The following is a 13,761-nucleotide window of genomic DNA, read 5'->3' on the forward strand; positions in this document are numbered from 1 at the left end:
CGGCGGCGAGCCCGGGGGCCCGCCGCCGTCCGGCGACCGGGGAAGGTGCTGCGCCCCGCGGCGGGGGCGGTGGTCAGCTGTGGATGAAGACCCGGCGCTGCCTGACCATCCATCCGCGCGACCACAGCATGTTGGTCGCGGCGGTGGAGATCCGGCAGCAGCCGTGCGAGGCCGGGTAGGTGGGGATCGAGTTGGACCCGTGGATGGCCCAGCCGCGGTCGTAGTACGCGGGGCGGTAGAGGTTGCCGAGCGGGCCGGACTGCCAGCCACTGCTGTAGAAGCTGTACATCCGGAAGTCGCCCTTCGGGGTGGTCGCCGTCTTCCAGCGGCCTCCCGAGTAGTAGCGCTCACCGCTGCCGGTCGAGGTGTTCAGGATGTACTTCAGCGTCCCGTTCCAGGTCGCCGTCATCACCTGAAGGCTCAGATCGACCTCGAAGCCCCAGCCGGAGGTCTTCTGCCGTGGGGGCTGGACCCCGTTGGACAGGGCGCGGTAGGTGTTGGGGCCCACCACGCCGTCGCGGCCGAGTCCCGCCGACTTCTGCAGCGCCCACACCGCCTGCTGGGTGAGGTGGCCGAAGCTGCCGTCGACGCTGCCGCACCAGTACTTCAACCGGTTCAGCCTGCTCTGGAGCGAGCTCACGGCGGAGCCCCGATCGCCGCGGCGCAGGGTCGGCGCCGCCTGGGCGGCGGTGGTGCCGATGGTCATGCCGAGACCGAGCGTGCCCACCCCGAGCAGCAGGGTGCGGCGCGACGGGAGCGCGACGGGCAGGAGCCCGCGGTCCGGTCTGTCGATGATCCTCAGGTTCATTCTCTATCCCCCTCGTGAGTTCCGGCGGCCCGTGCGGGGCCGATCCGGGACGCCACGTCGGTGTGGCGACACATCCATCATGCCGGAGTCAAGACCGGGTCAACAAGAGGGAAAATGCGCAGGTGTCGGCGCTGTGCGGCCGAGTCGGACGACGGCACTGGTCGGGGCGCATATCGGGCGTCTCGGACACGTGGTCACGAATCGGTCTCGACCGCGGAGGCTCGGCGCGTCGGACGCGTGTGCCATATTTGAGCGCGTGGAGCCCGAGACCGCGCCGACGACGCCCGCCGACCCCGCCGTCCCCGTGGACGTCGACTTCCCGCACGTCCTGGGGGTGACCGACGCGCAGCGCACCCTGCACCTGCAGGGCGACGGCACCCGGGTCCTGGACCTCGCGAGCGTCTCCAAGCCCCTGAGCGCGCTCGGCGTCCTGGTCGCCGTGGATCGCGGCCTCGTCGACCTCGACGAGCCGGCGGGCCGCGAGGGAGCCACGGTGCGCCACCTGCTCGCCCACACCGCCGGCTATCCCTTCGACGGCGAGGCGGCGGTCGGCGCCGTCGGCGCGAAGCGCATCTACTCCAACACCGGCTTCGAGGTGCTCGCCGCGCACGTCGAGGAGGCCACCGGCTACGGCTTCGACGAATGGATGGAGCAGACCGTGGTGGCGGGGCTGGACCTCGTGGACCTCGAGCCGACGGGCTCGCCGGCCGCCGGCTACCGGGGCTCGCTGCGCGATCTGCTCGCCGTGGGCCGCGAGCTGCTCGAGCCCTCGCTGATCTCCGAGGAGCTCTGGCGCGAGGCGACCAGCGTGCAGTTCCCGGGGCTCGCCGGCATCCTGCCCGGCTACGGCCGGCAGACGCCCAACGACTGGGGTCTGGGCCTCGAGATCCGGGGCGGGAAGTCGCCGCACTGGACCGGATCCCGCTCGAGTCCCCGGACCGTCGGCCACTTCGGACAGTCCGGCTCCTTCCTGTGGGCGGACCCGGATCAGGGTCTGGCCGCCGCCTTCCTCGGCGAGAGCCGCTTCGGCGCGGAGCACGTGCGCGTGTGGCCCGGCCTCACCGACGCGATCCTGGAGCGCTACGGGACGGCGGTGTGAGCTCCCTCGACCTGCTCGACGACTTCGGCGTCGAGGCGGCCGCGATCGTGCTGGGCCCCGAGGGGGTGCGCGAGACGCGCGGCGATCTGCGGCGGGCGCGGCCCTGGCGCTCGGTGAGCAAGGTGCTCACCGGGTTCGGCGTCGTGCTCGCCGCACAGGAGGGGCGAGTGGGTCTCGACGATCCCGCCGGTCCGCCCGGCGCGACCCTGCGCCACCTGCTCTCCCACGCCTCCGGCTGCTTCTACGAGTCCGCCTCCACCCTGCAGGCCCCGGGGCAGCGGCGCCACTACTCGAACTACGGGATCGACGAGGCGGCCCGCCACCTCGAACGGAGCCTGGGGCGGGACCTCGAGGACTGGATCCAGGAGCGCGTGGCCTCTCCGCTGGGCATGGAGCACCTCCGGTGGGGCCCGTCCGCAGCGGTCGACGCCGTCGGTCCGCTCGAGGACCTCGCGCTGCTGGCCGCCGAGCTCCTGCGGCCCACGCTGCTCGAGCCGGCCTGGTACGCCGAGCTGACGCGCCCGCAGTTCCCGGACCTGGTGGGCATCATGCCCGGCTTCGGCAAGCAGAGCCCCAACCCCTTCGGCCTGGGCGTCGAGATCCGCGGCACGAAGTCCCCGCACTGGACGGGCACCCGCAACAGCGAGGGCACCGTCGGCCACTTCGGGATGCGGGGCACCGCGTTCTGGGTGGATCCCGTCGCCGACCTCGCCCTCGTGGTCGGCACCTCCCTCGACTTCTGCGACACCCACCGCGAGGTGATGCCGCGCCTGGCGGACGCCGTGCTCGCCGAGCACGCCCCCTCCGCCTGAGCCGGGCCGCCGCCCGCCCGGCGCCGGCCGGGTCCTCCGCAGAATGGTGCGGATCCGTGCCGGATCAGGCCTCCGGGTGGTTCGACTCCGCACCTTTCCCGGGCGCGGCACAGACCGGGCCGCGGCGGCGAGATCCCGCTCACGGGGCGGGTCCGCGGTCCGCGGATACCCAGGCGCGGCCTCTAGCCTGGGCGCCACCCGGTCCCCGCGCCCCTGGAGCAGATCTCGCCATGACCACCCCGCCTGCCGACGCCCCGACCGCCGCCGCTGCCGCCGAGGCCGCCGCGCCGTCGGCCCCTAGCCTCCTGGGCCGCATCTTCGCCGTCGTCGCCTTCGTCGAGGCCTTCACCTGGGCGGGCCTGCTGGTCGGGATGTTCCTCAAGTACGTCACCGGGACCACCGAGGCCGGGGTGTGGCTGTTCGGCCGCCTCCACGGCGGGGCGTTCATGGTCTACGTGGCGGTCACGATCGTCGCCGCGATCTCGCTGCGCTGGAGGTGGTGGGTGGCGCTGACGGCGCTGGCCTGCGCGATCCCGCCGCTGGTGACGGTGCCGCTGGAGATGTGGCTGCGTCGCACCGGGCGCCTGTCCCGCCCCGCCCGCTGAGGCGGAGCGGGCCCGCCGGGCTCACACGTTGTGCACGAGCGGGCCGGCGGGATCCCGCCACCCGGCCAGCACCTCGAGCATGCGCACCATCCGCACGGTCGCGGCCACGTCGTGGACCCGCAGCACGCGCGCGCCCTGGCGCATCACCCAGGCCGCCGCGGCCAGCGACCCCTCCAGGCGCTCCTCCTTGGGCAGTCCCAGGGACTCGCCGATCACGTCCTTGCGCGAGAGCGCCGCGAGCACCGGCAGCCCCAGCGAGGTGTACTCCGACCAGTCCCGCAGCACCTCGAGGGTCTGCACGGTGGACTTGTTGAGGTCCGGGCCCGGGTCCAGGACGATCCGCTCGCGCGGCACCCCGGCCTCGAGCGCGCGCTCGAGGCGCGCCGCGAGGAAGTCCCGCACCTCCTCGACCACGTCCTGGTAGTGCGGGTGGGGGAAGGGGCGGCGCGGCGAGGCCACCGAATGGGTGATCACCAGCGAGGCGCCGAGCTCGGCGACCGTCGGCGCCATCCGCGGGTCCGAGAGCCCCGTGGTGTCGTTGACGAGATCCGCCCCCACCTCGATCGTCGCCCGGGCGACCGCGGCGTGGTAGGTGTCCACGCTCAGCAGCACGTGGGGCGGCAGCTCACGGCGCAGGGCCTCGATGACGGGGACCACCCGCTCGCACTCCTGCTCCACGGGCAGCGGATCGCCGGGGGCGAACTTCACCCCGCCCACGTCGATGAGGTCCGCGCCGGCCGCGGCGGCCTCGAGCCCGGCGCGGACCGCGGCCTCGAGGGCGAAGGTGCGGCCCTGGTCGTAGAAGGAGTCCTCGGTGCGGTTCACGATCCCCATCACCAGCACCCGGCGCGTGGTGTCCGGCAGCGGCCGAGGGGCGAGCGCCTCCGGGGGAGCTGGGACCGGTTCTCCAGAGAGCCGGGATACAGTGGAATCCACCATGGGCGAACGCCCCGTCGAGCTGTCGTCGTACGCGTTGTTCATGGCCTGTTCCTCAGCAGTTCGGGCGGGAGTCCCTCGTCTTTGAGCGGCACCCGTCCTGCACTACGTTATGAGCGAACACGTCGATGCACAATCCGGCTGCGGTCTCCACCCTATGCCGGGACCTGGACCTTTGGAGGACTCACGAGATGAAGATCGTCGTCGCCGGCGGAGATGGCTTCTGCGGATGGCCCACTGCCCTGTACCTGTCGCAGAAGGGGCACGACGTCACGATCGTGGACAACCTGGTGCGGCGCGAGATCGACGTGGAGCTGGGGTCGAACTCCATGACCCCGATCCTCCCGCTGGAGGAGCGCGTGGCGGCGTGGAAGGAGGTCTCCGGGAAGGACATCGCGGTTCGGATCGCGGACCTCACCGACTACGACGCGGTGGTCTCCGTGTTCGAGGACATCCGGCCCGAGGCGTTCGTGCATTTCGCCGAGCACCGCAGCGCGCCGTATTCCATGATCGACCGCGAGCACGCGATCGAGAACCACCGCAACAACGTCGAGGGCACCCTCAACGTGCTGTGGGCGATCAAGGACATCGCCCCCGACTGCCATCTCGTCAAGCTCGGCACGATGGGCGAGTACGGCCAGCCGAACATCGACATCGAGGAGGGCTGGATCGAGATCGAGCACAAGGGCCGCAAGGACCGCCTGCCGTTCCCGAAGGCCCCGGGCTCCTTCTACCACCTCACCAAGGTGCACGACAGCGACAACATCATGTTCGCCTGCCGCATCTGGGGCATCCGCGCCACCGATCTCAACCAGGGCGTGGTCTACGGCCTCGAGACCGACGAGACCCGCCTCGATCCGCGGCTCGCGAACCGCTTCGACTACGACGCGGTCTTCGGCACGGCCCTGAACCGGTTCATCATCCAGGCCGCCATCGGCCACGACCTCACGGTCTACGGCAACGGCAGCCAGACCCGCGGCTACCTGGACATCCAGGACACGGTGCGCTGCATCGAGATCGCCTGCGAGAACCCGGCCGACCGCGGCGAGTTCCGCGTCTACAACCAGTTCACCGAGCAGTTCTCCGTCAAGGAGCTCGCCGAGAAGGTGCAGAAGGTCGGGCGCGGCCTGGGTCTCGACGTCGAGCTCGCGACGACCGAGAACCCGCGCGTGGAGAAGTACGACCACTACTACAACGCGGTCAACACCAACCTCCTGGACCTGGGGCTGGAGCCCCACCTGCTCACCGACGAGCACCTCGTCGAGGTCCTCCAGGTGGCGCTGAAGAACACCGATCGCGTCCGGCGCGAGCTGGTCATGCCCACCGTCACCTGGAAGTGAGCACCCGTCCGTGAAGATCGCGATCGTCACGGAGACCTTCCTGCCCTCGGTCGACGGCGTGGTGACCCGGCTCCGCCACGCCGTCGAGCGCTTCGTGGACCTCGGTCACGAGGTCATGGTGGTCGCCCCGGAGCTGGGCGTCACCGAGCACCACGGCGCGAGGGTGGTGGGCATCCGTCCGGTGACGCTGCCGTTCTACAAGCATCGGCGCTTCACCCTCCCCACCCCCACGGTGGACGGCATCATCCGCGGCTTCCACCCGGACGTGGTCCACGCCGCCCAGCCGATCCTGCTGGCCTCCTCCGGCGCCTACGCCGCCCGCCGGCAGCGGATCCCGCTGGTCGCGAGCTACCACACGCACATCCCGCGCTACCTGGACCTGTACCGGGCCTATCGCTGGGGCAAGCCCGCGGTGTGGTGGCAGATCAAGCGCAACCACGCACTGGCCGACATCAACCTCGCGACCTCGCAGACCATGCGCCAGGAGCTGGCCGAGAAGGGCATCGAGGACCTGCACGTGGTCCGACGCGGGGTCGACACCCGGCAGTTCCATCCCCGCTTCGCCTCCGCGGCCATGCGCGAGCGCCTCACGCAGGGGCATCCGGAGAAGAAGCTCCTGGTGTTCGTGGGGCGCCTGGCCGCGGAGAAGGAGATCCACACGCTGCGCCCGATGATGGACCGCCGCGACGACGTCGCGCTCGCGATCGTCGGCGACGGCCCCTTCCGCGGTGAGCTGGAGCGGCACTTCGCGGGCACGGCGACGCTGTTCCCCGGCTTCATGGAGGGCGAGGAGCTCGCGAGCGCCTTCGCCAGCTCCGACGCCTTCGTCTTCCCCTCGGTCACCGAGACCCTGGGCCTGGTCATCCTCGAGGGCATGGCCTCCGGTCTGCCGGTGGTCGCCGCCCGCTCGGGGCCGACGATGGAGCAGGTCACCGACGGGGAGAACGGCCTGCTGTTCGACTCCGGGGACGAGGGCAGCCTGGACGCGGCGCTGACCCGGCTGGGCGACGGCGATCTGCGCGGTCGCATCCGTGCCGCGGCGCGTGCGGAGGCGGAGAGGTTCTCCTGGGACAACGCCTCCGACGATCTGCTGCGGTACTACGAGATGGCGATCGAGAAGCACGGCTGAACGGCGCCGGGGCCCGTACACTCCCCGGCATGGACAGCCGCACCCGTGCCGGTGAGCAGGTGCTGCTCGCCGCCCTGCGTGCGGGCGATCAGGATGCCTACCGCGAGCTGGTCGACCGCTATGACGCGGGGCTGCGCCGCGTGGCCCGGGGCCATCTGCCGCCGGCCGCCGCGGAGGAGGCGGTGGGGGAGACGTGGGCGTCCGTGGTCCGCTCCATCGATCGCTTCGAGGGTCGCTCCTCGGTGAAGACCTGGATCTATCGGATCCTCCTGAACACGCTGCGCACGGCGGCAGGGCGGGAGGGGCGCGTGGTCCCGTTCTCCGCCCTGGGGTCCGCCCACGACGCCGAGACCGCCTCGGGCGCGCCGGTTGAGGACACCTATCGTGGCCCCGGCTGGCTCGGCGCCACGCCCTCGCGCTGGGACGACATGCCCCATGAGGAGCTCGAGCGGGAGGAGCTGCTGGACATGATCCTCGAGGCCGTCGACATGCTGCCGCCCGCCCAGCGGGAGGTGGTGGAGCTGCGCGACCTGCAGGGCTTCAGCGCTGCCGAGGCCGCCGAGGTCCTCGGCATCACCGCCGTCAACCAGCGGGTCCTGCTGCATCGCGGCCGCGTCGCCGTCCGCCGGCTGCTCGAGGAGTACCTGAGCCATGACTGATCCGCTGCCCCTGCACTGCGCGGAGGTCCTCGACCTGCTCACCGAGCTGCTCGAGGACGCGCTCAGCGCGACGGACCGCCTGCTCGTGGAGGCCCATCTCGCGGGCTGCGAGGACTGCCGGATCCGGCGGGAGCAGCTGCGCGTGACCATCGAGCTGATCGGGAGGGCCGGGCGCAGGGTGCTCTGAACGGCCGTTCCCGCCGCGGGTGTAACACCAGGCCCCTTCGCTGGTCTGCACTCCTGTCCGCGCGCCGTCCCGATCGGGGCGGCCGGAACGACAGGAGCCGACATGACCCGTACGACCAGCTTCATCACCTCCCTCCTCGGCGAGCAGCCCGGCACCTCCGGCCCCGAGCTCGTCCCCTCCGCGCCGCACCTCGTCACCGGGAACTCGTTGACCGGGCCGTGGCCTTCCGGCCATCAGAGCCTGGTGGTGGGCATGGGCTGCTTCTGGGGCGCGGAGCGCCTGTTCTGGGAGCTGCCCGGGGTCCACGTCACCGCCGCCGGCTACGCCGGGGGCTCCGTGGAGAATCCCTCCTACCGGCAGGTGGCCACGGGCCGCACCGGTCACGCCGAGGTGGTCCGGGTCGTCTTCGACCCGGAGGTCATCACGCTGGAGGAGCTGCTGGCGGTGTTCTGGGAGAACCACGACCCCACCCAGCACCTGCGCCAGGGCAATGACGTGGGCAGCGAGTACCGCTCGGTGATCCTCACGGCCGACGAGGAGCAGCACCGGGCCGCCCTGGCCAGCCGGGAGCGCTACCAGCAGAAGCTGACCGCCGCCGGTCACGGGTGGATCACCACCCAGATCGAGCCGCTGGAGCGCTTCCATCTCGCCGAGGAGGGGCACCAGCAGTACCTGGCCCGGCATCCGGAGGGCTACTGCCATCACGGGTTCTGCCAGGTCAGGTACTGACCGTGGGCGGCACACGCACCGCCGAGACCACCACGCATCCTGAGGAGAGCACCATGACCCGTTTCACCGACCACGAGATCCGTCAGCGCCTCACCGACCTGCAGTACCGAGTTACCCAGGAGGGCGGCACCGAGCGCGCCTTCACCGGCGAGTACTGGGACACCAGGGCCGACGGCAGCTACCGCTGCCGCGTCTGCGACGCCGAGCTGTTCAGCAGCCGGGCGAAGTTCGACTCCGGCTCCGGCTGGCCCTCCTTCGTCGAGGAGGCCTCCGAGGGGGCCGTGCGCCGCCTCGAGGACCGGAGCCTGGGGATGCGCCGCATCGAGGCCCGCTGCGCCGGATGCGACGCCCACCTGGGTCACGTCTTTCCCGACGGCCCGCACCCCACCGGGGAGCGCTACTGCATGAACTCCGCGTCCCTGCGGCTGGAGACGGAGGGACCGTCGGCCGGCGAGTGAGGCCGGCATCGCGCGAGCGGGGAGGGGTTCGGCCGGACCCCTCCCCGCCGCGTCCCGTGCCTGCCGTGAAGCGGCTCACGCCGCGGCGGCCCGGAAAAGGCCCATAGGCCTGCTTTCGGGCCCGAATGTTTCAGCATATGACGCTGATGTGGTCTCCGTATGACACGGCCTGCAGGATGCCTCCATGACCACAACGGTGACCGCCACGTCCTCGAGCACTCCGCGCGCCGCCGCGGAGCGCTCCCCGGGCTCCCGCGGCCCCTCCGCGACCCCGCACGGGGTGCAGCTGGAGGGGATCGCCCGCGCCTTCGAGGGTCCCCAGGGCACCCGGGCGGTGCTCCGGGATCTCGACCTGGAGCTGGCCGGCGGGGAGATCGTCGCCGTCGTCGGCCCCTCGGGCTGCGGGAAGTCCACGCTGCTGCGCCTCATCGCGGGGCTGGACCGCCCCAGCGCCGGTGCCATCCGTCTGGGCGGCGGCGTGCTCGAGGGCACCGACCCCCGCACCGCCGTCGCCTTCCAGGAGCCGCGCCTGCTGCCCTGGCGCACCCTGGCCGACAACGTCGCCCTGGGCCTGCCGCGCGGCACCGCCCGGCGCGCGGGCCGGGAGCGGGTGGAGCACCTGCTGCGGCTCGTCGGCCTCGAGCATGCCGCGGACCTGCGGCCGCGCGAGGTCTCCGGCGGCATGGCGCAGCGCGCCTCCCTGGCGCGGGCGCTCGCCCGCAACCCCGAGGTGCTGCTGCTGGACGAGCCCTTCGGCGCCCTCGACGCCCTCACCCGTCTGCGCATGCAGGACCTGCTGCTCGACATCCACGCCGCCGAGCCCACCACGGTGCTCGTGGTCACCCACGACGTCGAGGAGGCCCTCTACCTCGCCGACCGGGTGCTGCTGCTGCGCACCCTGCTGGGCGCGGCCCCGGAGGCACCCTCCCTCGCCCGCACCATCGCCGTGCCGGGGACCCGGCCGCGCGACCGCGCCGACCACGACCTGGCGGCGCTGCGCTCGGAGCTCCTCGAGGGCCTCGGCGTGGACACCCATCATTCCCCTCAGCCCACCACCTCGGAGTACCCCTCATGAACCGCACCCTCACCCGCCGCACCGCCACCGCCCTCGGCCTCGGGGCCGTCGCCGCGCTCGGGGCCGCCTCCTGCGTGCCCGGCGAGGGATCCCAGGACCAGGCGGGCGGGTCCGGCGCATGGAGCCTCAGCGCCCTGACCGTCGACTGGGCGACCTACAACCCGCTGAGCCTCGTGGTGCGCGAGCAGCGCCTGATCGAGGACGCGCTCGGCGAGGAGGTCACCGTCGAGTGGGTGCAGTCGGCCGGCTCGAACAAGGCCAACGAGTTCCTGCGCTCCGGCTCCGCGCACGTCGCCTCCACCGCCGGCTCCGCCGCGCTGCTCGCCCGCGCCAACAAGTCCCCGATCAAGGTCATCGACATCTACTCCCAGCCCGAGTGGTCGGCGCTCGTGGTCGAGGAGGGCAGCGACATCACCGGCCCCGGCGACCTCGCGGGCCGGGCGGTCGCGGCGACCCCGGCCACGGACCCCTACTTCTTCCTCGTCCAGGCCCTCGGCGAGGCCGGGCTGAGCATCGACGACGTCGAGCTGCAGCCGCTGCAGCACGCCGACGGCCGCACCGCCCTCGAGGGCGGCAGCGTCGAGGCCTGGTCCGGGCTGGACCCGATCATGGCCGCCGCCGAGGTGGAGTCCGGCGCGCAGCTCGTCTACCGCAACGTCGACTTCAACACCTACGGCTTCCTCAACGCCACCGAGGACTTCATCGACAACCACGCGGACGTCGCCCAGGTCGTCGTCGACGCCTACGAACAGGCCCGCAGCTGGGCGCTCGAGAACCTCGAGGCCACCGCGGAGCTGCTCGCCGAGGCCGCGGGCATCGACGTCGAGGTCGCCACCACCGTCATCACCGAGCGCTCGAACCTCGACGTCAGCGGCGTGCCGGGGGAGGACCAGCTGGCCGTGCTCGAGGCGATCACCCCGATGCTCGCGGACTCCGGCGACGTCCAGGGCGGCGCCGAGGCGCTCGAGGAGGCCCGTGCCTCGATCGTCCACGACGCCTTCGCGCGCGCCGCCACGGAGGCGCAGTGAGCACCGCCGCCCCGACCGTCGAAGCCCCCGCGAGCACGGCGCCGGCCGCCCGTCCCGGCCTCTGGGACCGCACCGCCGTGCGCCTCGCGGCCGGGGCGGTGCTGCCGCTGGTGATCCTCGGCGCCTGGCAGGCCGTGACCGTCACCGGCGTGGTCCCCGCCTACCGCCTGCCCCCGCCGCTGACCGTGGTGCAGGCGGGCGTGCAGCTCGCCGAGGACGGGGCGCTCTGGCTGCACGTCGCCATCTCCGTCCAGCGCGTGCTGCTGGGCTTCGCGATCGGCTCGCTGGCGGGGCTCGCGGTCGCCGGCGTGGTGGGTCTGTCCCGCGCCGGCGACGCCCTGCTCAGCCCCACCCTCGCGGCCCTGCGCGCGGTGCCCTCGCTGGCCTGGGTGCCGCTGCTGATCCTGTGGCTGCAGATCGGGGAGGAATCCAAGGTCACGCTCATCGCCATCGGCGCCTTCTTCCCCGTGTTCACCACCGTCGCCGCCGCCCTGCGGCACGTGGACCCGCACCTGGTCGAGGCCGGGCGCTGCTTCGGCCTCTCCGGCTGGTCGATGTTCCGCACCATCCACCTGCCCGCCGTAGTGCCCTCCGTGGTCTCCGGCCTGCGCCTCGCCCTCGCCCAGGCCTGGCTGTTCCTCGTCGCGGCGGAGCTGATCGCGTCCTCGATGGGCCTGGGCTTCCTGCTCAACGACTCCCAGCAGACCGGCCGGGTGGACCGGATCCTCCTGGCCATCGTGCTGCTGGCCCTGCTGGGCAGTCTCACCAACGCCGCCCTCGGCCTGGCGGAGAAGAAGCTGCTGAGGAGGTGGGCATGAGCGTCGCCGAGTCCCGTCTGATCGAGCAGCGCACCTTCGCCCCGGATCCTGCGCTCGCGGGGACCTGGAACGCGGACCGGGCTCTGGTCGAGCGCGCCGCGGCGGACCCGATCGCCTTCTGGGAGGAGGCCGCCCGGCGCCTGGACTGGGCCGAGCCCTGGCACACCGCCCACCAGTGGGATGCGCCCGTCGTCGACTCCGCGACCGGGGAGCTCTCCGTCCCCGCGGCCCGCTGGTTCCTGGGCGGGCGCCTCAACGTGGCCGAGAACTGCGTGGACCGCCACGTGCGCGCCGGCCGCGGGGCGAAGGTCGCCCTGTTCTTCGAGGGCGAGGGCGGCGATCGCGAGGCCGTCACCTACCAGGACCTCCAGCGCCGCGTGAGCCGAGCCGCGAACGCGCTGACCGAGCTCGGCATCGGGCCCGGCGACCGGGTGATCGTCTACCTGCCGGTGCTCGTGGAGACCGTGGTGATCGCGCTGGCCTGCGCGCGCATCGGCGCCGTGCACTCCCTGGTCTTCGGGGGCTTCAGCGCGGAGGCGGTGCGCTACCGCCTCCAGGACACCGGGGCGAAGCTGCTGGTCACCTCCGACGGCCAGTTCCGGCGCGGCGCGGCCGTGGAGGTCAAGTCCGCGGCCGACGAGGCCGTGCGCGACCTGCCCGCCCTCGAGCACGTGCTGGTCGTGCGGCGCACCGGTCAGGAGATCGCCTGGACGCCCGGGCGGGACGTGTGGTGGCACGAGAGCGTCGAGGTCGCCAGCGCGGTCCACGAGCCCGCGTCCTTCGACGCCGAGCATCCGCTGTTCATCATCTACACCTCCGGCACCACCGGCCGGCCCAAGGGCCTGGTGCACACCGCGGGCGGCTACCTCACCCACGCCTCCTTCGCGCACTGGGCGCACTTCGACGCCAAGGACTCCGACGTCCACTGGTGCACCGCGGACCTCGCCTGGGTCACCGCCCACACCTACGAGATCTACGGCCCGCTGAGCAACGGCCTCACCCAGGTCCTCTACGAGGGCACCCCCGCGGTGCCGCACCGCGAGCGTCACCTGGAGATCATCGAGCGCTACGGCGTCACCGTCTACTACACCGCCCCCACCCTCCTGCGCACCTTCATGAGCTGGTTCGGACCGGAGCTGCCCGGCGGGCACGACCTGTCCTCGCTGCGCCTGCTGGGGACCGTCGGCGAGGCGATCAACCCCGAGGCCTGGATCTGGTTCCGCCGCACCTTCGGCCGTGACGAGCTGCCCATCGTCGACACCTGGTGGCAGTCCGAGACCGGGGCCGCGATGCTGGTCCCGCTGCCCGGTCTCACCACGCTCAAACCCGGCTCCGCGACCGGGCCGCTGCCCGGCATCGACATGGCCGTGGTCGACGCCGAGGGGCGGGAGGCGCCCGCGGGGACGGCGGGCACGCTCGTGGCCCGTCGGCCCTGGCCCGGCATGGCCCGCACCGTCTGGGGCGATCCGGAGCGCTACCGCGACTCCTACTGGCGCGAGTACGCCGGCTGCGGGGAGCACGGCGGCTACTACGTCGCCGGGGACTCCGCGACGGTCGACGCCGACGGCTGCTTCTGGATCCTGGGCCGCCTCGACGACGTCGTGAACGTCTCCGGCCATCGCCTCTCCACCATCGAGATCGAGTCCGCCCTGGTCGCGGACCCCTCCGTGGCTGAGGCCGGCGCGGCGGGCGTCGACGACGCCCTCACCGGGCAGGCCGTCGCCGTGTTCGTGATCCCCGCGGAGGCGACGGCCGGCGAGGGAGCGGACGGCCTCGACGCCGCGGCGCTGCGTGCCCGCGCGGCCCGCGAGATCGGCCCGATCGCCAAGCCCCAGCACCTGCTGACGGTGCCGGACCTGCCCCGCACCCGCTCCGGGAAGATCATGCGGCGCCTGCTCACCCAGCTGGTCCACGCCGAGCGATCCCGCCGCGCCGGGCTCGAGCCGCCCGAACTCGGCGACATCACCTCGCTGCAGAACCCCGAGGCCGTGGCGCTGGTCGCCGACGTCCTCGCCGCGCTCCCCGCGGACGATCCGATCCTCGCCCCGCAGAGCTGACAGACTCACGCCCCACCGCCG

15 protein-coding genes are annotated in these 13,761 nt (G+C 72.6%); 13 read left to right on the top strand and 2 right to left on the bottom strand.

The window, feature by feature from the left end; genetic code table 11:
* Positions 1–73: 73 nt before the first annotated feature.
* Positions 74–808: a L,D-transpeptidase family protein gene (locus CXH06_RS01880; RefSeq protein ID WP_114853472.1), complete on the bottom strand. Its 735-nt coding sequence runs from the start codon at positions 806–808 to the stop codon at positions 74–76.
* A gap of 256 nt (positions 809–1,064) precedes the next feature.
* On the opposite strand from CXH06_RS01880, the gene CXH06_RS01885 reads away from it, so the two are divergent.
* The 3 genes from CXH06_RS01885 (at position 1,065) to CXH06_RS01895 (ending at position 3,324) form a co-directional block, all read left to right on the top strand.
* Entirely contained in the window at positions 1,065–1,907 is an 843-nt protein-coding gene (locus tag CXH06_RS01885; RefSeq protein ID WP_232820154.1) for a serine hydrolase, read from the top strand.
* A complete protein-coding gene (locus CXH06_RS01890; protein ID WP_114853473.1) occupies positions 1,904–2,719 on the top strand; it encodes a serine hydrolase in 816 nt (271 codons plus the stop codon). The genes CXH06_RS01885 and CXH06_RS01890 overlap by 4 nt, the downstream gene beginning before the upstream one ends.
* A gap of 230 nt (positions 2,720–2,949) precedes the next feature.
* Positions 2,950–3,324 (top strand): DUF3817 domain-containing protein, encoded by a 375-nt coding sequence (locus CXH06_RS01895; RefSeq protein ID WP_114853474.1) that lies wholly within the window; start codon positions 2,950–2,952, stop codon positions 3,322–3,324.
* A 21-nt stretch (positions 3,325–3,345) separates the two neighbouring features.
* Here CXH06_RS01895 and folP read toward each other — a convergent pair whose 3' ends face one another.
* The gene (folP, locus tag CXH06_RS01900) at positions 3,346–4,305 is read right to left on the bottom strand and encodes a dihydropteroate synthase (RefSeq protein ID WP_114853475.1); all 960 of its coding nucleotides are present in this window, start codon (positions 4,303–4,305) and stop codon (positions 3,346–3,348) included.
* 146 nt (positions 4,306–4,451) lie between these two features.
* On the opposite strand from folP, the gene CXH06_RS01905 reads away from it, so the two are divergent.
* From CXH06_RS01905 to acs, 10 genes are all read left to right on the top strand, one after another.
* Entirely contained in the window at positions 4,452–5,600 is a 1,149-nt protein-coding gene (locus CXH06_RS01905) for an NAD-dependent epimerase/dehydratase family protein (protein ID WP_114853476.1), read from the top strand.
* A gap of 10 nt (positions 5,601–5,610) precedes the next feature.
* Positions 5,611–6,729 (top strand): glycosyltransferase family 1 protein, encoded by a 1,119-nt coding sequence (locus CXH06_RS01910; RefSeq protein WP_114853477.1) that lies wholly within the window; start codon positions 5,611–5,613, stop codon positions 6,727–6,729.
* Positions 6,730–6,758: 29 nt separating this feature from the next.
* A complete protein-coding gene (locus CXH06_RS01915; protein WP_114853478.1) occupies positions 6,759–7,388 on the top strand; it encodes an RNA polymerase sigma factor in 630 nt (209 codons plus the stop codon).
* The gene (locus tag CXH06_RS01920; protein ID WP_114853479.1) at positions 7,381–7,575 is read left to right on the top strand and encodes a zf-HC2 domain-containing protein; all 195 of its coding nucleotides are present in this window, start codon (positions 7,381–7,383) and stop codon (positions 7,573–7,575) included. Before CXH06_RS01915 ends, CXH06_RS01920 begins: the two co-directional genes overlap by 8 nt.
* A gap of 102 nt (positions 7,576–7,677) precedes the next feature.
* Positions 7,678–8,304, top strand: coding sequence for a peptide-methionine (S)-S-oxide reductase MsrA (gene msrA, locus CXH06_RS01925; RefSeq protein WP_114853480.1), 627 nt, complete (start codon positions 7,678–7,680; stop codon positions 8,302–8,304).
* A gap of 53 nt (positions 8,305–8,357) precedes the next feature.
* Positions 8,358–8,762, top strand: coding sequence for a peptide-methionine (R)-S-oxide reductase MsrB (gene msrB / locus CXH06_RS01930; protein WP_114853809.1), 405 nt, complete (start codon positions 8,358–8,360; stop codon positions 8,760–8,762).
* 184 nt (positions 8,763–8,946) lie between these two features.
* Positions 8,947–9,837 carry an ABC transporter ATP-binding protein gene (locus tag CXH06_RS01935; RefSeq protein WP_114853481.1) on the top strand — a complete coding sequence of 297 codons (891 nt, stop codon included), beginning with the start codon at positions 8,947–8,949 and terminating at the stop codon, positions 9,835–9,837.
* Positions 9,834–10,865, top strand: a complete 1,032-nt coding sequence (locus tag CXH06_RS01940; protein ID WP_114853482.1) for an aliphatic sulfonate ABC transporter substrate-binding protein — start codon at positions 9,834–9,836, stop codon at positions 10,863–10,865. Before CXH06_RS01935 ends, CXH06_RS01940 begins: the two co-directional genes overlap by 4 nt.
* Positions 10,862–11,683, top strand: a complete 822-nt coding sequence (locus CXH06_RS01945; protein WP_114853483.1) for an ABC transporter permease — start codon at positions 10,862–10,864, stop codon at positions 11,681–11,683. The genes CXH06_RS01940 and CXH06_RS01945 overlap by 4 nt, the downstream gene beginning before the upstream one ends.
* Entirely contained in the window at positions 11,680–13,740 is a 2,061-nt protein-coding gene (gene acs, locus CXH06_RS01950) for an acetate--CoA ligase (protein ID WP_114853484.1), read from the top strand. The genes CXH06_RS01945 and acs overlap by 4 nt, the downstream gene beginning before the upstream one ends.
* Positions 13,741–13,761 lie beyond the last annotated feature (21 nt).

Source organism: Brachybacterium sp. YJGR34 (genome assembly GCF_003347015.1).
Classification (GTDB): domain Bacteria; phylum Actinomycetota; class Actinomycetes; order Actinomycetales; family Dermabacteraceae; genus Brachybacterium.

Coding starts and splice junctions, on each gene's coding strand:
- CXH06_RS01935 (WP_114853481.1), top strand. CDS start 8,947: ATGACCACAACGGTGACCGCCACGTCCTCGAGCACTCCGCGCGCCGCC.
- CXH06_RS01920 (WP_114853479.1), top strand. CDS start 7,381: ATGACTGATCCGCTGCCCCTGCACTGCGCGGAGGTCCTCGACCTGCTC.
- folP (WP_114853475.1), bottom strand. CDS start 4,305: ATGAACAACGCGTACGACGACAGCTCGACGGGGCGTTCGCCCATGGTG.
- CXH06_RS01915 (WP_114853478.1), top strand. CDS start 6,759: ATGGACAGCCGCACCCGTGCCGGTGAGCAGGTGCTGCTCGCCGCCCTG.
- CXH06_RS01895 (WP_114853474.1), top strand. CDS start 2,950: ATGACCACCCCGCCTGCCGACGCCCCGACCGCCGCCGCTGCCGCCGAG.
- CXH06_RS01905 (WP_114853476.1), top strand. CDS start 4,452: ATGAAGATCGTCGTCGCCGGCGGAGATGGCTTCTGCGGATGGCCCACT.
- acs (WP_114853484.1), top strand. CDS start 11,680: ATGAGCGTCGCCGAGTCCCGTCTGATCGAGCAGCGCACCTTCGCCCCG.
- CXH06_RS01940 (WP_114853482.1), top strand. CDS start 9,834: ATGAACCGCACCCTCACCCGCCGCACCGCCACCGCCCTCGGCCTCGGG.
- CXH06_RS01880 (WP_114853472.1), bottom strand. CDS start 808: ATGAACCTGAGGATCATCGACAGACCGGACCGCGGGCTCCTGCCCGTC.
- msrB (WP_114853809.1), top strand. CDS start 8,358: ATGACCCGTTTCACCGACCACGAGATCCGTCAGCGCCTCACCGACCTG.
- msrA (WP_114853480.1), top strand. CDS start 7,678: ATGACCCGTACGACCAGCTTCATCACCTCCCTCCTCGGCGAGCAGCCC.